Genomic DNA, 21,435 nt, shown 5'->3' on the forward strand with positions numbered 1-21,435 from the left:
CGGCTCGCAGGTTTCCCATAGCCTTCCTTCAGACCCAACCTCGCGGTTACGCCCTTGGCTTCTGGTAATAGTTCGTTCATTCTGATTCTTACTATGCGGGACTTTAACCCGGTTTACATCGTGCCCATGCCGGGCACACAAAACGGCATAGGCAACCCGATGAACGTCTCCGTGAAATCGACAACCCATAGAACGCTGGACCTCTCAGGCCGGGTCGCCTAGCCTTCACGTTCAGCGAAAGAAAATGGAAACCTCCTTCACACAATTGAACACGGACTGGAACGCAGAGCCAAATGAACCTTATCCAGAAGTAAAGATTGAAGGCGACAAGCTAGAGCTGATCTTTGATTTGAACTACTTTCAGTTCTCTCAGTTTAGCGAAGACCAGAAAGGAAAAATTGAATTCACAGGAGCGACCCGATATCGACTCGGCCAGACGAACGATGAAGGCTGGTATTCGGGCCAGTGCAGATTCAGTAAGATTGCTCCCAAATGGGGGGAGTTCTACCTCATCGAGGGGAATAGAAGAATGAGTGAATCCCCTGATGATTGGTTCATAGTTGGAGAATCAAACAGAGAAAGAAATCACTACCTCTTTTACCTCCGAGACGAGACTTTCGAGTGCGTAGCTGAGTCTTGGAAATTTGAAACCCTTGAAGCTGACCAAAACGGAGCAGGCCAACCCGATAACCATCCCGAAAAACCCTAAGAATCAACTGGACTAGGAATCCCACTGACGGGCTGCCTGTCCTCCACGTTCCGCAAAGGATATCCGAATGAAATTTAGGTGTAAGAAGTGCGGGCAACTTTTCTACACTCGTAGGATTACCCACTGTGAACATTGTGGGGCTCCGCTGCCAGAAGACGTCAAATTGACGAAAGAGCAGCAGCAGAGTTTTTATGAACAAATCAAAAAAGAGAAGAAAGGAGCTAAGGATTCTGAATACCCACACTACGTCTCCAGCGGGACCTATTAGGCAGACTTGAAGGGAAGAACCAATCGGCATAGGCAACCCGATGAACTCGCCCGTGAAATCGACAACCCAGAGAACTCTGGACCTCTCAGGCCGGGTCACCTAGCCTCGACGTTCGAAAAGAAAATGCGGATTATCCCGATACAAGCGCTTCTATGCCTCCTTTTTTCAACTGTATTTTCGGCGGAGGTATACAACGACACCCATGCTTCCAAGCACATCATTGATCCGTTGCTTGGAAACCGGGTAGAAGTCGACGTTTTGGCATGGGATTTCACAAAGGGATTAAGCGGAAGAAAATTGATGCCCTGTGGGCATGAAATCTACACTTCCAGCGGCGAATACAGTAACGGCAAACTCTATCGACTTGTAGGCACGCTAACCTTGAAAAAACAAATCGGGTTCCGAAACCTGCCGGGGTTTCAAGATCCCGACATTATTCTGCAAGGATACTCTAATTCGTTTCACTACCTTTCTATAGAGATCGAATCATTCACTCAAATTGATAGCGCCGAGCATGCCTATCCGGTGCTCATAGTGAAGAAGGATTCGATCGATCCTTTTTTACCGAGCGAAACCGGTCAGCTTGATCCCGAGATCGAAGCTTACCAGAGTTTCGAAGAATACGAGGTTGCTAACTCGGATTCCGCGCCGGTCGTTCCTCCATCTGCTCCATCCGAGTAGCAACTCTCCACGTTCGAAGAAAAACAAGAATGGGATTTCCAAAGAAGTTTAAGGAAAAGCTCGAGAAAGAAATCAGCGATGTTGAATGCTTCGAAGGAGCATGGATCACTTGGGCAGTGTGCGGATGTAGCGAGGACGCATGCGGTTGGGAGGGTTGGATCCTCGAAGATGTCTTTTCCGGAGTTAAGGGTAATCGAGAACACCACTCAGCCTCGACGAATCAAATCTGTCCTGTCTGCGGGCAAGACTTATTTCGAACTGGAGCTTCCGTGAAGGTAAAACCTGACTCGGACCAGACTCCCGATCTAATCGAAGGTGTAGACTACGAGACATCCCCAATTGAATATGATCGATGATTCGAACCAATCGGCGTAGGCAACCCGATGAACGCGCCCGTGAAATCGACAACCCATAGAACGCTGGACCTCTCAGGCCGGGTCACCTAGCCTCCACGTTCTGCCGAAAGAAATTGAACTACTCCGGAGGCCCAGCTATGTATTCTGAATGAATAAGTCGCTAACAGCAGTAATCCGGAAAGAAAACGGAGGATATTTTTCTCTCTGCCCAGAGATAGACGTTGCAAGCCAAGGTGACACGATTGAAGAAGCGAAGGAGAATTTGAAGGAAGCCGTCAGCCTATTTTTCGAATGCGCATCTAAAGAAGAAATCGACGATCGACTCGGCCAAGAATCATACGTTTCCGCGCTGGAGGTAGAAGTTGCCTAGGCTTCCTACCTAATCAGGCCGAGAAGTAATCACTATCCTCGAGCAGAATGGTTTCTCTAGAATCCGCCAACGGGGAAGCCATGTGATCATGCAAAAAATAGGGAACAATACCACAGTTACGGTTCCCGTTCCTGACCATAGAGAGCTGAGAATTGGGACGCTTAGGTCTATTATCCGCCAAAGTCAGCTCCTGCGAGAAGAGTTCGAAAAATAGCGACAAAACAAAACGGAGCAGGGCAATCCGATAATCATCCCGGAAATTCCTTAAAATAGACCGGACTAGGCCCCCCACTGGCGGGTTGCCTGTCCTTCACGTTATCGAGAAAATATCGTCGCAATTTCTCAGCAACTTCACAACCTGTAGACATGGATTTCGAGTTTGATCGGACGGTTGTGAAAAAGCGTCGATTGCATGAGGCCAGAGAACCAATTGAGGATTGGGCAAATGAGTCTCCGTCTCAGAGATTGAGAGCTCTGGAGTTTCTGAGGTGCAATCATTCAGGGAAAGAATATGCTACCGGACGCATTCAAAGAGTTCATCGAACTACTCGAAAAGCACGAGACTAAGTATCTCGTAGTGGGAGGATACGCCGTGGCAGCCCATGGATATCCCAGATATACTGGTGATATTGACCTGTTCGTCGCAATTGGAAGTGATCAGGCTTCAGGAATCGTAAAAGCATTCCGCGAATTTGGATTCAAGGATTTGGATGTAACCGAGGACGATTTCCTTTCTGACGACATGATTGTGGAGATTGGTCGAGAGCCACTGAAGATTCAGGTAATGACAGGAATCTCGGGTGTTACGTTTGAAGAGTGTTATGAATCCAGGGTAGAATTTGATTTGGGAGGGAAGAACAGACCGTTCATCGCTTACAAACATCTCTTGAAGAACAAGATCGCGACAAAACGAGGTAAAGATAAGGTTGATGTGGAAGAGCTTATGAAGAGAAATACCACCCAAGCGGAGCAGGTCAACCCGATGACCATCCCGAAAAATCCTAAAAATCAACCGGACTAGGAACCGCTTTGGCGGGTTGCCTGTCCTCGACGGTTCGAGCGAGAAAAAAATTGAAAATCTCCCGTTTCTCCGTGACTCTCCGTTTATGAGCCTCCAACAGCTAAAAGACGAAATCAAAGGCTTAGGGCCGGTTGAACTCGATCAGGTAGCTGCTCTGATTTTGCAATTGCGGCGTTCCAACAATCCGGAGAGGAAAAAAGAACTATCGAGAATGATCGATGATCCGGACACCGTTGTATGGAAACAACCTAAGCAGAGCGGTTGATGCGAGCATACACCGTGTTTTTGAGGCAGGAAGCGGCCTCATCCATGGTGGAAATCAAAGGAAATCGCAAGAAAGCCGTCGAAGCCTTCATCTCCTATCTTGCTGAGAATCCTTTTGACGAAGGAGACTTCTGTGAACCTGACGACACCGGGAGGGTTACCTTCACCAAGATCATAAGAGACTTAGCGGTTACCTTTTTTACTGACCATGCCACTTGCGAGATCAAGATCCTGGAGGTCGTTCAGACACCGTAGCCCACAATCGCTCCAAACGAAACAGACAACCCAGTGAACGCACCCGAAAATCCTAAAAATCAACCGGACGGCTGAGGCTGGTGGTCTGGACTTCACGTTACACGAAGTGAAACTAAATGAAATAAGCGTAAGTCGCGCTGTCGGGGCGAATGAGTGCTACGAGTTTCAAACAGGAGTATTGAAGCCGTATTTTGTTATTAGCTCTGAACGTATTGATCGAAATATTCTTGATTTTTATTCGTTGACGATGAAGAGGCTAAGATCTGACTCGTGCCTCCATCTATATGGGAAGCGAAGTCAGAAAGGTTCATGGACCGTTCTCCTCGAGGACACTTACGTAATGAATATAATAAGAGAACTGGCCCTCACCTGCATGTCCGCGATAAATAATGGAGGTGCCATCTACCTCCTTCAGAACAGTGGAAAGTTTCGATGCGTTATCCCAAATAGAGAATGGTGGACTCTCGTTGAACTTTCAGAGGAGTTAGATCGACTGACTGACTATTTCGGTTTCTTGGCACGTGGCAGAAACGGAGAGTATGACAAGACGGAACAGATCAACCCAATACCGATCCCGAAAAATCCTAAAAATCAACCGGACTAGGAACCGCTTTGGCGAGTTGCCTGTCCTCGACGATATGGGAAAGAGAAGAATTGGAACCACGGATCACTCGGATACACCTTCGCCAAGGCTTCCGCGCACAAGTTGGGCACGGATGTGAAAAGAGAGTTGAAGAGAAATCCTATCCGCGTCATCCGTGAAATGTGCTGCGCCCATTCGGTTGCGTGTCGCGTCGCTCGAAAGTGGTTGGAAAGAGAATGAAATGAATGGAGCAGATCCGTTTGGTATCTCCGGACTGTCCGGAAGCATTCCACGCAATATCCCGGCTAGCACAAATGAAGATATTCGACGCTCATTTTCATATTATCGATAAGGCGTTTCCTTTGTTTCCGAATCACGGATTTGTGCCCGATGAATTCGATTGCGACAGCTACTCGAAGTTTGCGAGCGACTTACAGATCGTTGGAGGGGCTGTTGTATCGGGATCTTTTCAGCAGTTCGATCAGACTTATCTGATGTCTGCCTTGAAGAGATTGGGACCATCGTTTGTTGGCGTCACACAATTGCCGGCTTCAACCTCGAACGAAAGGATCAAGGAACTGGACGAGATCGGAATCAGAGCAGTTCGATTCAATCTACGACGTGGAGGATCAGAAACCATCGAGCATCTCACGAGATTTTCCAGACGTGTGCATGAAGTCGCTGGATGGCATACCGAATTGTATGTGGATTCAAGAGAGTTACCGGACTTACGGTCTGCGATAGAGGCGCTGCCATCCGTATCGATCGATCATCTTGGACTTTCCAAAGAAGGGTTTCCAACCCTGATTGAGTTGGTCAGAAAGGGCGTAAGAGTAAAGGCGACTGGATTCGGTAGGGTTGATTTCGATATACGAGAAGCGTTGAAGCAGATCGTCGAAGTAAATCCCGATTCATTGATTTTTGGAACAGATTTGCCTTCCACCCGAGCGCCAAGGCCGTTCCAAAAAGAGGATATCTCGATCATTGAAGAGATCTTTGAACCTTCTGTCTGCCAAAAGATCTTTTTTGATAACGCAGCCTCATTATACCGACTGGAAAAGGCTAACGACGGAGGTCCAGGGAACACCACGCACAATGCCTCTTGATCCGAAAGGCGACACGCCCATCATCCCAGACGACCCCATGAAAACCACACGCTAGGATGACTAAGAGGCCGAACATCTTACTTTTCCTAACCGACGATCAACGTTTTGACACGATTCACGCGTTAGGAAACGAACAAATTCATACACCGAATTTGGATGCACTGGTGAACCGAGGCACCACCTTTACGCATGCGCACATCCCCGGAGGGACGTGCCCAGCTGTTTGTATGCCGAGTCGCGCTATGTTGAACACTGGGAGGACATTGTTTCATCTAGAACGCGAGGGCCAACAGGTTCCATCGGAGCACACCACTATCGGAGGGTGCTTTCGTTCCGCAGGATACAGCACTTTTGGAACGGGTAAATGGCACAACGGTCGAGGCTCCTATGCACGAAGCTTCTCCAGTGGAGACGAGATCTTTTTTGGAGGGATGGCAGACCACTGGAATGTCCCTGCGTACCATTTCGATCCTATGGGAAAATATGACAGCACCTGCCCACTGGTGGTTGATCCATTCGAATCGAATGAGGTCACCCTGAGAGAGTGCGATCACATCTCCGCTGGAAAACACTCGACAGAACTGTTCGTCGATTCCTCCGTGCGCTTCGTGAAGTCTCAAGATTCCTCTGCACCCTTCTTGATGTACGTTTCCCTGATGGCTCCTCACGATCCCCGGACGATGCCCGAAGAGTTTTTAAAAATGTATGACCCAGCAAAGATCGAGTTGCCGGACAATTTCCTTTCCGAGCACCCGATCGATACCGGAGCGTTGAAGGTCAGAGACGAAATGCTAGCCGCGTTTCCGCGGGATCCGGAGGAAATCAAAAAGCATATCGCTGAATACTACGCCATCATTTCCCATCTCGATCACGAGTTTGGCCGTCTAGTCGAGACTCTACGTGAGGAAGACAAGCTCGATCACACGATTATCGTTCTAGCCGGAGACAATGGGTTGGCAATTGGTCAGCATGGGTTGATGGGCAAACAGAACCTGTATGAACACAGCGTTCGGGTTCCTTTGGTTTTCGCTGGTCCCGGTATTCCCGAAGACCAGCAACGTAGTGACCCAACTTACCTTTTGGATATATTCCCTACCCTCTGCGAGCTCACGGACATAGAAATACCCGAATCCGTGGAAGGTCATAGTCTGGCTGGCAGTATCCGAGAGAGCACTCGTTCTGCGCGGTCATCCCTTTACCTTGCTTACGGTGACAGCATTCGTGGTGTCTCCAACGGACGCCACAAACTCATCGAGTATGCCTCGGGAGACACTCAGCTATTCGATTTGTCGAATGATAGCGGAGAGACCAACAACATCGCGCAAGAGGATGAAGCTGCAAATCTTCTTCAGCAGATGAGGACCCAACTACTCACTCATTCTCAAGACTGGGATGACAAAAGTCATCCGACGGGCAGAGTATTCTGGTCAAAACGGTGCGACCTGACAGCGTAGACCCAGCCCGACAATCTTTGTTGGCAAAAGGGGAAAGAAGACGAGTCCGATCAGTCCTGCTCCTCGAAGTCGCTTGGGTGAGTGAACATTGTCTTTAACCCGTATTTCTCGCTCGTAGCATTGAATTTTGATCTCACAGCCTCGCTCAGATCGATGTCTAGCGCTTCGGCCACCCGATCCGCACAGATGATCACATCTGCCAGTTCCTCGGCAAGGGCGGCTCGAGCCGTTTCAGGATCCTTGCCACCTGTCATCCCGTTCATGAAACGTCTCAGCTTTTTTGCCTCGTTGCACACTTCGCCCGTCTCCCCTGCCAACTCTGTAGTCCGAAACAATAATACCAAATTCAAGAAGGATTGATAGTTATGGCGGGATGGGGGATGGGTCTGAGCAAGGCGGCCCGTTTGGAGGCGGGTCTGCGACCCGTGCCAATCGGGCAAACACTGCTCAGGCTCATCCCACGCCCGTCCCATGGGGATGCGCCCGGAAACGAAGTTCGCGGCGTTGCAAGGATCGGCGCGTATCCAGATACGCATCCGATCCCCGCGCCTTGCGCTGCTTCGATTCCGAGCTGCACCATAACTGTCAATCCTTCTTGAATTTGGTATAAGTCATTCCGCTTCTGCTCCGGGCTCATTTGATGGCCAGTCCACTCATCACCCCGGGTGGTGTTACGCTCTCTCAGTTCATCAAGATTCAATGCATTCATATCAACTATTTCACTCGACCGCCAATTCATGGAAATTCGGCACTTTCGAATCAGATCTTATCCTGCAACCCAAAGTCTAAAGAGGAAGCTTGGGAATCGATTCGCGAGAAAATCTCACCGATTAGGTAGAGAGATCCGGTGACGAGAACGGGATTCGTTGCCTGAGGAACCCGGATCTCCGAACCTCCCGGGAACAGTTCTCCGACCGAAGCATCGAGCACTTCTCCTTTGAACTCACTCGGGACCAACTCCCTCATCTCTGCAAAACTCAATGCCCGAGGCTGAGAGGGGCGGACGATATGAATCCTCATTGCGAAGGGCGACACCACTCTGAGCACCGCTTCGGCGCGATCTTTACCCAGAGAGCCAACGACCACGTCCAGAGAATCGGAAGCAGGGCCGATCAGCGTCCGGAGATTCTCTTCGAGGACTGCTGCTCCCTCGGGATTATGGGTGCTATCGAACACAACCCTCTTTCCACCGATCACCCGAGTCTCCCAGCGTCCGGGCCAATCCGTCCGCAGAAAAGCATGCTCAAACTCTGCCGGGTCGAGAGAGAGTGGATTGGCTGCCAGCTCCATGGCCAGATGAGCCACCCCGGCATTCCACCGTTGAAAGGCACCCGCAAGGCTAGTCTGCGGCAATTCCTCTTCAGTGAACCTCTCCCGAACCGAAACGACTGGACACCCTACCAAGGAGGACCGCTTCCGAACGACTTCTTCTGCCTCCTCCGGCAGAACTCCAATCACAACGGGAACACCTTCTTTAAGTATCCCCGCTTTTTCTGCAGCGATCTTCCCGAGAGTATCTCCTAGGATTTCGGTATGATCCAAACCAATTGAAGTAATCACCGAGACCAGGGGCCTCACGATATTCGTTGCATCCAATCGACCCCCAAGACCGACCTCAACCACCGCACAGTCAACCGCCTTTTGTGCAAAATAAGAGAAGGCAAGGAGAGTCATGTATTCGAAAAAACTGGGCGAGTCCTCCTCCGATCTGAATTCTCTGAGAGCAATCTTTCTCAATTCTTCAACCCGTACAACAATCTCGGTTTCAGGGATCGGCTGACGATTGATCTGAATCCGTTCGCCTAAATGGACGAGATGAGGGGAGGTATAAAGGCCCGTCGACCTACCTTGTGCCCGCAAAGCAGCTTCCACCATCGCGCAGACCGATCCTTTCCCGTTGGTTCCGGCAACATGAATCGCTGGAAACTGCGACTGGGGATTCCCGGCACGTTCGGAAAAGCGCACCATCCTCTCCAGACCATACTTTGACCCTTGGTTTCTAAGTGAGTAGAGGAAATCCCTGACCTGATCGAAGTCTGACCCCGAACTTTCTCCGGTTGCATTCATTCCTGCCACTTCCCCGAAACGATCCATTGGCCGCCCGCTCGCTGAATTCTTTCTTCACTCATTACGTAGGTCCAGATTCCCGAGGCTTCTTCTCCTCCTATCAAGGCCTTCGTTCGACAGCGGGTATACTCCGTTCCAGGAGCATTTGGCTGAAGGGGATTGAAACCTTCGAGAAAGTCCAGACCCCGCAATCCATCCGCATGAAGAAACTCGAGAACGCAACCCTCAACCCGCTCGTCACCACCAAGAGTCAGAGCCGGGTATCCCACCGAAAGCTCGTAGAGTCGGCCATTGACCGAAGCATCCCTGACCGTAGCCACTTTCCCTTCACAATAGGCGGGCCAATAACGCCCGCCCGGTTTCAGCGTCCCGTAAACAAAAACACGCAGATCGGAAAACCAATCCCCTTTCTTGGAAAGCTCCATTCTCACTCATCCTTTGTTCATGGACCTCTTTCAGCAAGACCGCATCTTCCGAAGAGAAGAGAGCCACCATTTTCAAGCTCCATTATTACAGCCGATGAGTGAGCACTTTTATGGCCCCCGGAACAGAGTTCCGAGGCTACAAAAAATGAGAGTCAGACTACAAACCTACCTATTCCTGAGCGCGTTTGGCCGTTGCACACTCAGTGGAAATGAAAGAAATTTTCCCCATGAAAGCTTCCGACCTGTTCGACCTCTTACCGGATCATCCTTTTTCGGACTGGTTCCCACTCGACGAGGCACCTTGGAAGTGGCTACCGAGAATCAAAGAGGTTCTCAAAAGTGTAGAGAGCCGACTTCCGGAGAACATCCCCTCCGGGTTTCATATAGAGGGTCCGGTATTCTTCGAAGGAAATGCAAAACTGCCCCCTTTTGGAGCCATCACGGGACCTGCGTGGATTGGAGATGGGTGCGAACTCCGTCCAGGAGTATTCGTTCGTGGAAACGTAATCGCCGGGCGCGAGTGTGTCTTGGGCAATTCCTGTGAATACAAGAACTGTCTCCTCCTAGACAAAGTCCAGACCCCTCATTACAACTACATTGGAGACTCCGTTTTAGGTCATCATGCCCATCTCGGCGCAGGAGCAATCCTTTCAAACCTCAGGTTTGACCAGAAATCGGTTACCGCTCGGACTCCCGAAGGATCGGTGGAAAGCGGACTACGCAAGTTCGGAGCTATTCTTGCCGACGGAGCCGAGGCGGGATGCAACGTGGTGCTGCAACCTGGAACCATCCTGGACCGGAACTCCGCTGTAGCACCCGGGCTTGCCTATGGAGGATTTCTCGAAGCGGAAAAGATCGCCTACTGGAAGCCAAGTCTTCATCGAGTCCACCGCAAGGTTTTGGAGCGGTAGAGAACGCGAAGAACGAGCGGATAGAAGGCCAAAAGCCGACCAGCTGCTGCACGTCTATTAAAGGCTGTCACCGAAAGACGGGTCTAGTTACAAGCGCGGGGTATCGGGCTAATCGCACCGATGCGGACTGAAGTCCGCGCTCCATTGTGGTGGTCTAGAGGAGCGCGGACTTCAGTCCGCTCCGTTGGAGTGGTTTGGTTTCCATAATACCCCGTGGCTCCAATTGCACCCAGAAAACGAACCCCTTCTCCTTTTTCCTTGAACTTGCTCACCAGCAGTCTACTTTCATCGGTTTTCCTCATCTAAAACACTCACTCAACACTGTAAGAAACTCAGTTTCTCCCCTCTCGTAGAAGGGCTTTGAACCATGAATATCACACCAAAAGACCTCCTTGATGCCGGGGTACACTTCGGCCACCAAGTCCGTCGCTGGAATCCGAACTTCAAACCATTCCTGTTTGATCATCGGAACGGCATCTCGATCATTGATCTCGAGAAGACCTTTGCCCAACTGGAGCTCGCCTCTGAATTTCTGACCGCGACGGTCAAGAGCGGCAAAAATGTGCTCTTCGTTGGCACAAAACGGCAAGCGCAGGAAATTATCCGCGAGGCTGCTTCGGAAACCCGCATGCCTTTCTGTGTCAATCGCTGGATGGGTGGCACCCTGACCAATTTTGCTACCATCAAAAGTAGCCTTCAAAAGTACCGCCGGTTCCTCTCCATGGAAAAGGACGGCTCTCTGAACGATCTCCCCAAAAAGGAAGGCGCGGCCATTCGTCGTCAGATGATTCGGATGAACCGTAACTTCGAGGGAATCCTCGATATCGAAGAGATTCCCTCAGCGCTCTTTGTCGTCGACGTTAAGAACGAAGAGATTGCAGTCGAAGAGGCTCAGCGCCTGGGTATCCCGGTCATTGGCCTTGTCGACACAAACTCGGACCCATCCCTGGTTGATTTCCCAATCCCAGGTAACGACGATGCAGCCAAGTCGATTCGAATCGTCGTAGAAGCGATCATCGAAGCGATCCAAAACGGGCTGGAAAGCCGCGAAGCGGTCGCAATGCCGAAGGCCTCTGGACCGATGATCACGCGAAATACATTTTCCGAGGTAGAAAGCGAAGGAGAAGTAACCTTGCCCAAAGGTTTTACTCCCGAAGAAGAAGACGCTGCGGAAGCCAAATGAAACTCCCATTTCCCATACTAAATGAGCCAAATAAGCGCTAAACTCGTTGCCGATCTCCGCGCGCAAACTGGAGCCGGTCTTATGGACTGCAAAAAAGCCCTCGTGGAATCCGACGGGGATGCCGAAGAGGCTGTAGCGATTCTCCGTAAGAAAGGTGTCGCAACTGCTGCGAAAAAAGCCGGAAGAGATGCCAGCGAAGGCGTAATCGAGTCCTACATCCACCTTGGTGGCAAAGTGGGTGTGTTGGTAGAACTTAAATGTGAGACCGATTTCGTCGCGAAGAACGACGACTTCAAAGCTTTGACCAAAGACATCGCTATGCACATTGCAGCGGCTTCCCCGCTTTACGTGAGCCGTGAGGATGTACCCGAAGAGGTTGTCGAGAAGGAGCGCGAGATCGCAGCCGGACAAGCAGAAGGCAAACCTCCTCAAGCGATTCAAAAGATTGTCGAGGGAAAGCTCGACAAATACTTCTCAACAATTTGTCTGCTCGAGCAGCCGTTCGTTAAGAATCCGGATCAATCGATTCGTGACGTCCTCACCGAAAACGTCTCCAAGCTCGGCGAAAATCTAGTCGTCGGTCGGTTCTCCCGGTTCCAGCTCGGCGAGTAGGAAACAGATTGTCGGAGAGGGTTTATACCACTTCGAAAAAATTCTGGCGTTTTGGCGGGATGCAGGAGCCGATGGAGCAAGGCGACCTGCGCGGAGGCGGGTCGAGACCCGTGCCGCGCGGGGCAACGCTGCTCCATCGGCTCCTGCGCCCGTCTCACAGAGATGCGGCGTGGATCGAAGTTCGCAGCGTTACAGGCCTTGGGTCGTATCTCGATACGCTCCCAAGGCCTGCGCCTCGCGCTGCTTCGATTCATGCCTGCACCAAATACGCCAGAATTTTTTCGAAGTGGTATTACCCCTCGAAGCCTCGGGTTGTTTGTCGAATACTCGTCGAGGCATAAAGCCTCTTCCTACGGGAGGAGGAGGACACTCACTTCAATTCTTCGGCATCGGGATTTTGATCCCCTTGCGTAAGAACGTCGGCTTATCGAGATCAACGCCGTTGTAGTCTTCCACGTCGAGGCGGCCAAACAGGCCCCGTTCGTTGTGCTCAAGAAGACTGTCGAACTCCGTCTGCAGCTTCTCCTTGGAGGCCTTCTTTTTCTTGTCCAACTTGGAAGGGTGAACCATCACTTTCTCAAACCGGCGTTCTGGAATCGGTGTTTCCGAAAGGTAAGTTCGGGCAAAAACGCTCACTTCAATAGAGTCTCCAAGCGATTCCTCCTCCCACAACCCGACCACTGCCTCCTCCCGTGAACTGAACAGACTCGTGACCGCATCAGCAATTTCCGAAAAGTCTGCAACTGATAGACCACCTCCGGTTCCGACACTCACCAACAATCGATCCGCCTTCACCCGATCGATCCCAGCTGAGCGAAACGGGCACTCAAAGAGCGATTTCTTGAGAGCATCCAACCCTGCAGAATACGATACCCGACAGGTAGAGAAGTGCATCCGGTTGACATCCCCTTTCAAAGCCGAACGGAAGGTAGCCAGATCGACAGACATCGTTCCTGGCCGAAACATCGGACCCAACAACCCAAAAACGGCTCGACCAACCCAGCTATCGGAAACCTCGAAGAGCTGGTCTGCCCGATCCGACTCATTCGTCTCCTGAAAAAGGAGGTCATTGGGCAAAACAACGACGCAGTCCGAACCTCGCCGAACCTCGGACAAGGCGTTCTTAGCAACTTGAGACGGCCTCTTTCCTTCAAATTCAAAAGGGGTGGAAACGATTGAAACCGTCGGTGTTCCTGTTTCCCCGGCCATGCTGGCAACTGCCGGTAATGCCCCGGAAGCGAACCCTCGTCCCAGACATCCAACCAGGACGATCAGTCCATAACCGTGAAGGATATCTGATATCTGGTTTCGGTCACTGTCTGCAGCCAGCCGGCCCATTTCCTCATCGCCACCACAACCCAATCCTCTCATGAGGGCACGACCCAATCGGTAGGTTTCTAAGTCTATATACCTTTCAAGATCGCGGACATCGGTATCGAAGCCAAAAACGTCTACGCCATCTGGTTTCTCAAGTCGAAAACGGTCCACTACGCGAAGACCCCCTCCTCCAATTCCGACGACACAGGCGCGGGTGTGTTTGTCCTCTCTATTCCCTTCGTGCATCAAAGTGACTCAGCGAAACAATCGTGAAAACTTCTTCACGACGCCAGTGGACTTTTGCCTACTCTGGTAGCCCATCCGATCGGTCTGCCCCTCAAGCGCGTAGTGCAGGACCCCCAACACCGTGCTGAATTCGACTCCCCGCAGCTCATCGGCAACCCATTCAGGATTCTCGGCGACGCGAGACGGGAAGCCAAACACCCGTTCGGCAAGAGAACTACAACGCTGAAGCCTCGCTCCTCCTCCCGTCAATAATGACCTAACGGCCCCGGACTTTAACTCCGACTGCCCGCACTCCGATCGAATCAGTTCAAAGAGCTCCTCCATCCTCACCTCCAGAATGCGATTGATGGAAGACGCGTACAACGACTTGTCGCCGATCTTCAAATCTCCATAGAGATGGTGGGTCCTCCCCTTGTCTTCCGGTAAAACGGTCGCGGATCCGTGCTTGATCTTAAGGTCTTCAGCACCATCACGAACAATCCGTAGCCCCACCGACAGATCGTTCGTTAGATGTTCTCCACCCACTGGAATCGAACCTGTCCTGACAATACAGCCCTTACGGTAAAACGCATAATCGGTTGTTCCACGGCCGAGATCGACAACCAAACAACCCGCTTTCTTCTCTTCCTCAGTCGCGACCATGCAGGCAGATGCTACACTGGCTACGATCACATCTTCCACTTTGATGTTTTGACTGTTTACCACGTGGATATGCTCCGCGACAGCTTGCGCGTCACCATGGAGAAGCCAATACGTCACTCCCAGTTCCTCCCCTTCGAAACCGACTGGGTTCTCAATCAACCTGCCGTCCAGCAAATAATGGTTCCGGATGAAGTGTATGAACAAACGATCTGCCGAAATCTCTTTTCCCTTTGCCTCCGCATTGACCCGATCTACATCCGAGACGGCGACCCGATTATCCGGGCTGCGAACGCGAGTGGTGGCAGGATGAGAAAGACCTTCAAGATGGGGTCCGGCAACAGCGAGGTAGGCACTTTCAATATTGGCCCCGGCACTCTGCTCGGCCAGATCCAATGCTTCACCCACCCGATCACTTGCCTCTCGAAAATTAACAACCCGACCTTTAGTGACTCCACTTGATTCGACCTGACTACGCCCGATAATGTTCAGGCTCTCATCGTCAAAGATCTCGCCAACAAGAACTTTGACCTCCTCGCTGCCAATTTCGATCGCTGCAACAACCCTTCCTGACATTTACCGCGATTTCTTACAGAGAGGACCTCTTTTGTCCACGGCGGATTCGACTGCAAAGAGTCCCGAGCGCTCGATCCCGTTGATCATGATCCTCGGTTTCCACCCCAACTATCGAAAACCGGCACAGACTCATCGAAGCGAAGATCCACTCTGCTTAGCTTGTCGTATCCCTGGTCCCGAGTCAGGGTAATGATATCCTGGAGCCTCAGCAATTGTTCAGAGAATTCATCAGTTCCAAAAAGAATTTCGCTTACATTCGTCGCTCGCACACGGATTGCGGAAAAAGAAGCTGCAGGGTCCGCGTCGTACAGTGAAAGATCAACGATTCTCCATGATCCGAATAGATCCGGGAAAGAGGTCTGCGCGAGCTCCACGAGATCGGCAACACGCCGAAAGCCGGGGACCGGAGCATAACCACGAGGAGTCTCCACCAGACTGGTTCCTGTGACAAAGGGCATTCGCCGAACCTCACGGGCCTCACGCCCGATTCCTGGAAAAATGGTCCCATCACGGGCGACAAAAACTGTCTCAGCGGTATTTCCCTCTCCCTGAACACGAAGCCTCAAAACCGGACGATGTTCGACAATTCGAACTTGAAGGGTTTCCGGGAACTTTCGTCGAACGACACAACTTTGGACTTGCGGATGAGATTCGATCTGTTCGCGCAGACGAAAGATATCCGTCTGCAATAGAGATGCCCCTTCAACCAGATCCAGCCGATCAAGGAGCCAATCTTTGCTAAGTGACCCGTCCGTCTCGAACGAGATCTGCTCGATCGTGAACTCAGGCCCAGAGCCGAGGATTCGCTCAGGTTCGAATAGGAGCAAATACGACAAGAAAATTAAAGCTACGGAGAAACAGACAGCCCCGGCCCAAACAATAAAAGTCTTTCCCTTGCCTCTTCTTCGGGCAGCGGGAGGCCGCGCCACATTCTGCTGAATACTTTTCCAAGACCGGACACGGGCCGGGCCTGAAGAACTAGGCCTGCGACGACTCATGTCTCGCGAAGTTGAAATCTATCCAACGCTGGGCTCACCATCTCTAAAACAAGATCCTCGAAAGAAAGACCGCGACAGGAAGCACTTTTTGGAAGAAGACTTTCAGAGGTAAGCCCCGGTAACGAATTGATCTCGAGAAACACCGGTCCCGATTCACCCAGCCGAAAGTCGACCCTTGCAAAGTCACGGCACCCACAGGCCGTAAAGACGGCCTCAGCGGAGTTTCGTATGGAGGATTCTTCTGAGGAGGACAATACCGCCGGCGCACGATAAACCGTCTTTCCTGAGGTATACTTATGAGTGTAGTCGTATACTCCTCCATCGGGAATGATTTCTACAATTCCCATTGCGGAACCATTGAGGACTCCAACCGAAAGTTCTCTTCCCTCAATATAGGTCTCGAAAAGCCAGCGGCGCTCGGTGAGGCTTGAAAGACATTCCTCCAACTCGGCCAACCCGTTTACGATGGAAAGGAAGGCACTACTACCTGAATCCACCGGCTTAATGACCACCCGAGGTCCGAGCTTCTCAACGATCTCTCTTGCAGTGGGGATATCGGATTTCGAAAAAACCAACCCCTTTGCACCCGGAACGCCCATTTCAGCCGCACGGGCTTTCGAGAGTGCTTTATCCATACAGACAGAACTCGAATCGGAGTCAGACCCAACGTAGTCGAAATCCGCGTCTTCCAGAAGTTTCTGCAACTTGCCGTCTTCTCCAAATTCACCGTGAAGTGCCGGAAACACTACGCCCTTTTTCGGATTCATCCCGTCAGGCAAAGAAGCTTCGGTGACCTCGATGCCAACTACCCCTTCCCGATTTCCAAGACAATCTAGCACACTTTTCCCAGACCTAAGTGAAACCTCTCGTTCCGGTCCAACACCACCGTAGAGAACAAATATTTGGGGCATTTCTCTGTTCATGGCCCAGCCTCCCGATTCATCGATAATGGTGGAAGGGGCTCTATGAATCCATGCCGGCCGACAAATTTTACCTCTGGTTCCAACGTAACTCCAGTCTCCTCCCAAACCTTTTGCCGGACGGCCGCCATCAATTCCACCATTTCCAATGCACTCGCATCAACCTGGGGAGTTGCGAAGTTCGCATGTTTCTCAGAGATCATCGCTCCACCTACGGAGAAGCCCTTAAGGCCTGTAAGATCGATCAGTCGACCCGCAGAATCCCCGTCGGGATTTCGGAAAAGACAACCTGCACTCGGCCCACCTGGCTGGGCCAAACGACGGCGCAAGGCATAATCTTTCATTTCACTCCTGATAGCTTCCGGACTCTCTCTTCCCAGGGGTTTCAAAACTGCCTGAATTATGCAGAGCCCCTCCAACTGAGGGCAAGACCGATACCCGAAATCAAGAGATTTGCGGGAAAGGCTGATTCTCTTTCCTGTTTTATCCAGAGTATCCACCCGAACCACCCGGTCACCAATCCAGCCACCCATTGAGCCAGCATTCATCCGAAGTGCTCCTCCGACCGTTCCCGGAATTCCTTCACCAAACGAGAATCCGCTCAACCCCTCTCCAGCGGCCCAGCGAGCCAATCTGGGAAGGGCCAGCCCTGCTCCCAAGACCACTTCCCCGGTCTCCTCGTGGTAAGCAACCTTCTCCCACGGACTTCCAGCGAGGTGAATTGCAAGCCCTTCGAAGCCTTCGTCCGTTACAAGGATGTTCGAGCCATTTCCCAGATAAACGATAGGCAACTCCAAAAGACGGGCCGTCCGCAATAACCACCCTAGCTCTGCTACACTACCGGGACGCGCCAGAATCGAGGCATTTCCCCCTAATCTCATCGTGGTGTAGGGAGCCAAGGGTTGATCCTTTGTCATATCTGAGCTGCGAAGAACAGTCCTTCCCAGATCAACCAATGCATCGGTCCGTGACTTCGAATTGCTAAGCACCGCCTGAAGAGGCGCCCAGTCGTTTGCGTCACCAGCGCCTACAAAGGCAAAAGTACCCTCACGTTTTGGAAAGTCATCCAGAAAACGGGCGTGACCCACACGAACACCTCGCTGCTCAAGCCCAGACCGAATCAGCGCGAGCGGATCCGTCTCCACATCCAGCGTCTCGCCCGCGCCGTAGATGGAATGCAGGTAAACTTCCGTTAAACCGGAAAGTGCCTCGACAAACTCGTCTACAAAACGAGTTGTCCGGCTAAACCGGTGCGGCTGAAAAAAGACCCGAAGCGGCTGAGGCAAGTCCTGTGCGTCCAACCATGCGAGAAAAGCCGACACCTCGCGCGGATGGTGTGCATAGTCCTCAACAACGGCAAACTCACGGTCCTTTCGATGAAAAGTCTGGCGTCTCCAGACTCCGGGAAAACCGTTCAGCGCCGAATCTGATAGATCCTGACCAGAGGCTACTCGATAGGCCGTCTCCGCTGCCGAAACGTTTCTTTTGAGAAAATTGCCCTGATTGGGAAAGTAGACTCGATCTCCGTCAAAATCCCAATCTGAAATCCAGTCTTTCTCATCATCATCGAGAGAGGTCAGGTCCGGTAGAATCAACGAACCAGTCGAACGTTCAGCCAAACGTTTCCAAGCTGCTCTCATTTGGCCTCGATCCTTATATCGATCCGTGTGGTCCCAGTCAAAATTCAGAAAGAGAGTCACCTCCGGCGAAAAACTCTCAATCGTTCCGTCGCTTTCATCGATCTCTGCGATCAGCCACTCCCTTCCCCCGTTACGGGAAGGCGTCAAGGCACCCTCGGGAAGACCGCCTACAACATAGTCTGCCGACCACCCTTCCCGCTCAGCAAGAAATGCCAATAGGGCACTTGTAGTTGTTTTACCATGACTTCCTGCAACAGCCATCAATCGATAATCTCTGGCAAGTTCAGCTAGAAGCTCCCCTCTTCGGATCACTGGAATATCAAGCCCTTTGGACTCCAGCTCTCTGTACAACCAATGCCCTGGGAGTATTGCGCTTGAAACCACAATTCGGTCCAGTCCGTCGGGAATCGCAAAGAGTTCACTGATCTCGACCCCAGCGTCCTCCAAAAGATGCTCCCCTCTAGGCGTAAGATTGTCATCAAAACCGGATACCCGAGCTCCGCCTGCCCTAGCAAACAAAGCAAGGGGAAGCATTCCCATGCCACCAATGCCGACGAAGAAGAGAGACTGACCAGAGAGACTCATGAATGTTCTTCAAGGCTTCTTTGTCCTTCGGCCAGAGACTCAAGATCATCAATGAGTTCCTTCTGCCGATTCAAGGTCTCCAACCGCGCCAGCTGAATGCGTATCTCCTCGAGTCTGGCCTCATCCCTCAGGAGACTTAGGACCACCTTCTCCAATTGATCGATTTCCTCCTGTACAAGAACAAGACAACCTCCTTCTTCGGAGAAATAGCGCGCATTGAATAGCTGGTGATCGTCCGCGGCAGAAGGAAACGGAACCAGAACTGAGGGAACCTTACACCGAGTCAATTCAGCGATAGAACCTGCTCCAGCCCGGGATATCACGAGGTCAGATGCCGAAAGCGCCTGCGGCATTTGATCACAAAAATCGATATTCAAGACCCTGTACGTCTCTCCGTCGACCGCCGTTATCGTCGGCGATTCATCCCGCCCCTTGGACAGCCCACGGATGCAAAGAATGTTCACGCCCTCGCCTAATAGTGCCGAACCCTTTTCGTCTACCCATTCGTTTAGAGAGCTAGCTCCCTGGCTGCCCCCAAAAACCGTTACAAGTAGACCCCTTTTTTCCAAACCCATTTCTTCTCGGGCCAACGCCTTATCGAGAACGCCGAAACCCTTTCGGAGGGGATATCCAAAGTCGCGAACCTTTTCTTCTGGATACCCGGGTAGAGACACTTTGGGCGGAAGGTAGATACGACAGGCAAAACGTTTCAGAAAGCGAATCGCCCGCCCCGGCACTCGATTAGCCTCATGCAAGACGACTGGTATTCCCCTAAGGCGGGCCGCAAAAACCACTCCAACCGAGAGAAACCCGCCAAAAGCCAACACGAGGTCTGGTTTCTCATTTCTAACGAAAGCAAGACCCTGCCTCAGGGATCGAACGAGTCCTATACAAAATCGAACGATCTCACGGGGCTTTTTTCCGAACGCGACTCCATCACTCCGAAAAAAACGGAGCGTCTCATGCTTTCGAATCAATCGCGAATCCACCTGCTTTCTGCTGATGACAAGTCCGCAATGATGGCCGCGGCTGACTAGTTCCTCGGCAACGGCAACTCCCGGAGCGAGGTGTCCTCCCGTTCCACCACAGGCGATCAGAAAGGTGCGGGCCATTTTTACTCTATTTCCACCGGACGTCGAATAACGGGTCCCTCCCAGTCACGAAAAGTACTTAATATAAACCCTGTAATTATTCCCATCACAACTAGGTTGGATCCCCCGTAGCTTAGAAAAGGAAGAGACATACCCTTTGTGGGCAGTAGACCCGTCACCACACCCATGTTGATCGTGGCCTGACCTATCACGAAAAGGAGGGCTCCGAAAACAAAAGTGAATTGAAACAAGTCCGGGGCCTTTCGGATCTGGGAGAGCGCAAGAACCGTGAAGAGAACGAAAAGCAAAACCACCCCTCCTGTGGCGAAGAACCCAAGCTCCTCACCCACAACTGCAAAAATGAAATCCGTATGCGCCTCCGGAAGAAAACTCAGATGCTGGCGACCACGGCCAGGGCCAGCACCATCCATCCCGCCTACGCTAAAGCCAAGAATGCCCTGCCACAGCTGATAGCCACCGTCGGTTCGATGGCCTTCAGGATCGAGGAACGAAGTTACGCGCTCCAGCCGTTCCGGATCTCGCAGGACCAAAATGGTAAATCCCACCACCGAAGCACAACCAGCAAGCAAAAGCCCTCCAAACGGAGTCCCCGCAGCAAGAAGGATTGCACCCGCAACAGCCATGTAGAGAACCGTTGTTCCCAAATCAGGTTCGAGAATCAGAAGGACAGCAAACGGTGCCACGAGGGCTGCAGGGACAAGAAAACCGGGTAGAAAATGGTCCATTTGGCGCCCATTTCTCGCCACATACCAAGCCAGCAGACAAAGGAAGCCAATCTTGGCAAATTCCGAGGACTGGAGTCGCATCGGACCCAAGTCAATCCACCGTCGGGCAGCATTCACCTCAATTCCAATTCCGGGAACCAAGACCACAACCAAAAGAACGATTGAAGCAACTACACCCGGGAGGACCAGCCTCCGCAATCGTGATACGCCGCAAAAAAATGCCGTCCCGCCCGCAATAATCGCCAGAAAAAACCAAACCAGCTGTCTCGCAAAATAGGTCCCAAGGAAACGGTCGGAGGATCCTCCTGCGCTGAAAAGCACGGTAAGCCCGACCGAAGTAAGTGCGAGGACACAGAGGATAAGCAACCACCCCCGGATTGGAAATCTCCCGATGTTCTGCCAGCTACTGCTC

25 protein-coding genes are annotated in these 21,435 nt (G+C 51.7%); 13 read left to right on the forward strand and 12 right to left on the reverse strand.

Annotated features, from left to right (window positions below):
• Positions 1–244: 244 nt before the first annotated feature.
• From AAGJ81_13950 to AAGJ81_13995, 10 genes are all read left to right on the forward strand, one after another.
• Positions 245–709, forward strand: a complete 465-nt coding sequence (locus AAGJ81_13950; GenBank protein MEM0967244.1) for a hypothetical protein — start codon at positions 245–247, stop codon at positions 707–709.
• 391 nt (positions 710–1,100) lie between these two features.
• The gene (locus AAGJ81_13955; GenBank protein ID MEM0967245.1) at positions 1,101–1,658 is read left to right on the forward strand and encodes a hypothetical protein; all 558 of its coding nucleotides are present in this window, start codon (positions 1,101–1,103) and stop codon (positions 1,656–1,658) included.
• Between the two features lie 29 nt (positions 1,659–1,687).
• A complete protein-coding gene (locus tag AAGJ81_13960; protein MEM0967246.1) occupies positions 1,688–2,014 on the forward strand; it encodes a hypothetical protein in 327 nt (108 codons plus the stop codon).
• A 148-nt stretch (positions 2,015–2,162) separates the two neighbouring features.
• Positions 2,163–2,384, forward strand: a complete 222-nt coding sequence (locus AAGJ81_13965) for a type II toxin-antitoxin system HicB family antitoxin (GenBank protein ID MEM0967247.1) — start codon at positions 2,163–2,165, stop codon at positions 2,382–2,384.
• A gap of 28 nt (positions 2,385–2,412) precedes the next feature.
• Positions 2,413–2,598: a type II toxin-antitoxin system HicA family toxin gene (locus AAGJ81_13970; protein MEM0967248.1), complete on the forward strand. Its 186-nt coding sequence runs from the start codon at positions 2,413–2,415 to the stop codon at positions 2,596–2,598.
• A gap of 297 nt (positions 2,599–2,895) precedes the next feature.
• Complete coding sequence (locus tag AAGJ81_13975) at positions 2,896–3,405, forward strand: hypothetical protein (GenBank protein ID MEM0967249.1); 510 nt, start codon at positions 2,896–2,898, stop codon at positions 3,403–3,405.
• A 264-nt stretch (positions 3,406–3,669) separates the two neighbouring features.
• Positions 3,670–3,924: a hypothetical protein gene (locus AAGJ81_13980; protein ID MEM0967250.1), complete on the forward strand. Its 255-nt coding sequence runs from the start codon at positions 3,670–3,672 to the stop codon at positions 3,922–3,924.
• Between the two features lie 340 nt (positions 3,925–4,264).
• A complete protein-coding gene (locus AAGJ81_13985; GenBank protein ID MEM0967251.1) occupies positions 4,265–4,528 on the forward strand; it encodes a hypothetical protein in 264 nt (87 codons plus the stop codon).
• A gap of 293 nt (positions 4,529–4,821) precedes the next feature.
• Positions 4,822–5,613, forward strand: coding sequence for an amidohydrolase family protein (locus AAGJ81_13990; protein ID MEM0967252.1), 792 nt, complete (start codon positions 4,822–4,824; stop codon positions 5,611–5,613).
• 56 nt (positions 5,614–5,669) lie between these two features.
• Entirely contained in the window at positions 5,670–7,067 is a 1,398-nt protein-coding gene (locus AAGJ81_13995; protein ID MEM0967253.1) for a sulfatase-like hydrolase/transferase, read from the forward strand.
• Positions 7,068–7,117: 50 nt separating this feature from the next.
• Here the strand turns inward: AAGJ81_13995 and AAGJ81_14000 are convergent, their stop codons facing one another.
• Genes AAGJ81_14000 through AAGJ81_14015 form a run of 4 tightly spaced genes read right to left on the reverse strand, consistent with a single transcriptional unit; the run spans position 7,118 to position 9,559 of the window.
• Positions 7,118–7,417, reverse strand: coding sequence for a nucleotide pyrophosphohydrolase (locus tag AAGJ81_14000; protein ID MEM0967254.1), 300 nt, complete (start codon positions 7,415–7,417; stop codon positions 7,118–7,120).
• Positions 7,414–7,806, reverse strand: a complete 393-nt coding sequence (locus tag AAGJ81_14005) for a hypothetical protein (protein MEM0967255.1) — start codon at positions 7,804–7,806, stop codon at positions 7,414–7,416. The genes AAGJ81_14000 and AAGJ81_14005 overlap by 4 nt, the downstream gene beginning before the upstream one ends.
• A gap of 20 nt (positions 7,807–7,826) precedes the next feature.
• On the reverse strand, positions 7,827–9,161 hold the full coding sequence (locus AAGJ81_14010) for a folylpolyglutamate synthase/dihydrofolate synthase family protein (GenBank protein ID MEM0967256.1): 1,335 nt from the start codon (positions 9,159–9,161) through the stop codon (positions 7,827–7,829).
• On the reverse strand, positions 9,131–9,559 hold the full coding sequence (locus AAGJ81_14015) for a gamma-glutamylcyclotransferase family protein (GenBank protein ID MEM0967257.1): 429 nt from the start codon (positions 9,557–9,559) through the stop codon (positions 9,131–9,133). Before AAGJ81_14015 ends, AAGJ81_14010 begins: the two co-directional genes overlap by 31 nt.
• Positions 9,560–9,786: 227 nt before the next feature.
• On the opposite strand from AAGJ81_14015, the gene AAGJ81_14020 reads away from it, so the two are divergent.
• The gene (locus AAGJ81_14020; protein MEM0967258.1) at positions 9,787–10,470 is read left to right on the forward strand and encodes a UDP-N-acetylglucosamine diphosphorylase; all 684 of its coding nucleotides are present in this window, start codon (positions 9,787–9,789) and stop codon (positions 10,468–10,470) included.
• Between the two features lie 83 nt (positions 10,471–10,553).
• On the opposite strand, the gene AAGJ81_14025 is transcribed toward AAGJ81_14020, so the two are convergent.
• Positions 10,554–10,742 (reverse strand): hypothetical protein, encoded by a 189-nt coding sequence (locus tag AAGJ81_14025; protein ID MEM0967259.1) that lies wholly within the window; start codon positions 10,740–10,742, stop codon positions 10,554–10,556.
• 95 nt (positions 10,743–10,837) lie between these two features.
• Between AAGJ81_14025 and rpsB the strand changes: the two genes are divergently transcribed.
• Complete coding sequence (gene rpsB / locus AAGJ81_14030) at positions 10,838–11,653, forward strand: 30S ribosomal protein S2 (protein MEM0967260.1); 816 nt, start codon at positions 10,838–10,840, stop codon at positions 11,651–11,653.
• A 21-nt stretch (positions 11,654–11,674) separates the two neighbouring features.
• Positions 11,675–12,265, forward strand: a complete 591-nt coding sequence (tsf, locus tag AAGJ81_14035; GenBank protein ID MEM0967261.1) for a translation elongation factor Ts — start codon at positions 11,675–11,677, stop codon at positions 12,263–12,265.
• 375 nt (positions 12,266–12,640) lie between these two features.
• Here tsf and AAGJ81_14040 read toward each other — a convergent pair whose 3' ends face one another.
• The 7 genes from AAGJ81_14040 to AAGJ81_14070 form a co-directional block, all read right to left on the reverse strand.
• Positions 12,641–13,828 carry a hypothetical protein gene (locus AAGJ81_14040; protein MEM0967262.1) on the reverse strand — a complete coding sequence of 396 codons (1,188 nt, stop codon included), beginning with the start codon at positions 13,826–13,828 and terminating at the stop codon, positions 12,641–12,643.
• 9 nt (positions 13,829–13,837) lie between these two features.
• On the reverse strand, positions 13,838–15,043 hold the full coding sequence (gene ftsA / locus AAGJ81_14045) for a cell division protein FtsA (protein MEM0967263.1): 1,206 nt from the start codon (positions 15,041–15,043) through the stop codon (positions 13,838–13,840).
• Between the two features lie 83 nt (positions 15,044–15,126).
• On the reverse strand, positions 15,127–16,041 hold the full coding sequence (locus tag AAGJ81_14050) for an FtsQ-type POTRA domain-containing protein (protein ID MEM0967264.1): 915 nt from the start codon (positions 16,039–16,041) through the stop codon (positions 15,127–15,129).
• Positions 16,038–16,952, reverse strand: a complete 915-nt coding sequence (locus AAGJ81_14055; protein ID MEM0967265.1) for a D-alanine--D-alanine ligase — start codon at positions 16,950–16,952, stop codon at positions 16,038–16,040. The genes AAGJ81_14050 and AAGJ81_14055 overlap by 4 nt, the downstream gene beginning before the upstream one ends.
• A gap of 8 nt (positions 16,953–16,960) precedes the next feature.
• Entirely contained in the window at positions 16,961–19,186 is a 2,226-nt protein-coding gene (gene murB / locus AAGJ81_14060; GenBank protein ID MEM0967266.1) for a UDP-N-acetylmuramate dehydrogenase, read from the reverse strand.
• On the reverse strand, positions 19,183–20,298 hold the full coding sequence (locus AAGJ81_14065; protein MEM0967267.1) for a UDP-N-acetylglucosamine--N-acetylmuramyl-(pentapeptide) pyrophosphoryl-undecaprenol N-acetylglucosamine transferase: 1,116 nt from the start codon (positions 20,296–20,298) through the stop codon (positions 19,183–19,185). The genes murB and AAGJ81_14065 overlap by 4 nt, the downstream gene beginning before the upstream one ends.
• 2 nt (positions 20,299–20,300) lie before the next feature.
• Positions 20,301–21,389 (reverse strand): putative peptidoglycan glycosyltransferase FtsW, encoded by a 1,089-nt coding sequence (locus tag AAGJ81_14070; GenBank protein ID MEM0967268.1) that lies wholly within the window; start codon positions 21,387–21,389, stop codon positions 20,301–20,303.
• Between the last annotated feature and the right edge of the window lie 46 nt (positions 21,390–21,435).

The sequence above is a fragment of the Verrucomicrobiota bacterium genome (assembly GCA_038744685.1).
In the GTDB taxonomy this organism is placed as follows: Bacteria; Verrucomicrobiota; Verrucomicrobiia; order Opitutales; family Puniceicoccaceae; genus Puniceicoccus.

Bases quoted from the DNA above. Each gene is read 5' to 3' on its own strand.
- AAGJ81_13950 (MEM0967244.1), top strand. From the start codon at position 245: ATGGAAACCTCCTTCACACAATTGAACACGGACTGGAACGCAGAGCCA.
- AAGJ81_13955 (MEM0967245.1), top strand. From the start codon at position 1,101: ATGCGGATTATCCCGATACAAGCGCTTCTATGCCTCCTTTTTTCAACT.
- AAGJ81_13960 (MEM0967246.1), top strand. From the start codon at position 1,688: ATGGGATTTCCAAAGAAGTTTAAGGAAAAGCTCGAGAAAGAAATCAGC.
- AAGJ81_13965 (MEM0967247.1), top strand. From the start codon at position 2,163: ATGAATAAGTCGCTAACAGCAGTAATCCGGAAAGAAAACGGAGGATAT.
- AAGJ81_13975 (MEM0967249.1), top strand. From the start codon at position 2,896: ATGCTACCGGACGCATTCAAAGAGTTCATCGAACTACTCGAAAAGCAC.
- AAGJ81_13980 (MEM0967250.1), top strand. From the start codon at position 3,670: ATGCGAGCATACACCGTGTTTTTGAGGCAGGAAGCGGCCTCATCCATG.
- AAGJ81_13985 (MEM0967251.1), top strand. From the start codon at position 4,265: ATGAATATAATAAGAGAACTGGCCCTCACCTGCATGTCCGCGATAAAT.
- AAGJ81_13990 (MEM0967252.1), top strand. From the start codon at position 4,822: ATGAAGATATTCGACGCTCATTTTCATATTATCGATAAGGCGTTTCCT.
- AAGJ81_13995 (MEM0967253.1), top strand. From the start codon at position 5,670: ATGACTAAGAGGCCGAACATCTTACTTTTCCTAACCGACGATCAACGT.
- AAGJ81_14005 (MEM0967255.1), bottom strand. From the start codon at position 7,806: ATGAATTGGCGGTCGAGTGAAATAGTTGATATGAATGCATTGAATCTT.
- AAGJ81_14010 (MEM0967256.1), bottom strand. From the start codon at position 9,161: ATGGATCGTTTCGGGGAAGTGGCAGGAATGAATGCAACCGGAGAAAGT.
- AAGJ81_14015 (MEM0967257.1), bottom strand. From the start codon at position 9,559: ATGGAGCTTTCCAAGAAAGGGGATTGGTTTTCCGATCTGCGTGTTTTT.
- AAGJ81_14020 (MEM0967258.1), top strand. From the start codon at position 9,787: ATGAAAGCTTCCGACCTGTTCGACCTCTTACCGGATCATCCTTTTTCG.
- rpsB (MEM0967260.1), top strand. From the start codon at position 10,838: ATGAATATCACACCAAAAGACCTCCTTGATGCCGGGGTACACTTCGGC.
- tsf (MEM0967261.1), top strand. From the start codon at position 11,675: ATGAGCCAAATAAGCGCTAAACTCGTTGCCGATCTCCGCGCGCAAACT.
- AAGJ81_14040 (MEM0967262.1), bottom strand. From the start codon at position 13,828: ATGCACGAAGGGAATAGAGAGGACAAACACACCCGCGCCTGTGTCGTC.
- ftsA (MEM0967263.1), bottom strand. From the start codon at position 15,043: ATGTCAGGAAGGGTTGTTGCAGCGATCGAAATTGGCAGCGAGGAGGTC.
- AAGJ81_14050 (MEM0967264.1), bottom strand. From the start codon at position 16,041: ATGAGTCGTCGCAGGCCTAGTTCTTCAGGCCCGGCCCGTGTCCGGTCT.
- AAGJ81_14055 (MEM0967265.1), bottom strand. From the start codon at position 16,952: ATGCCCCAAATATTTGTTCTCTACGGTGGTGTTGGACCGGAACGAGAG.
- murB (MEM0967266.1), bottom strand. From the start codon at position 19,186: ATGAGTCTCTCTGGTCAGTCTCTCTTCTTCGTCGGCATTGGTGGCATG.
- AAGJ81_14065 (MEM0967267.1), bottom strand. From the start codon at position 20,298: ATGGCCCGCACCTTTCTGATCGCCTGTGGTGGAACGGGAGGACACCTC.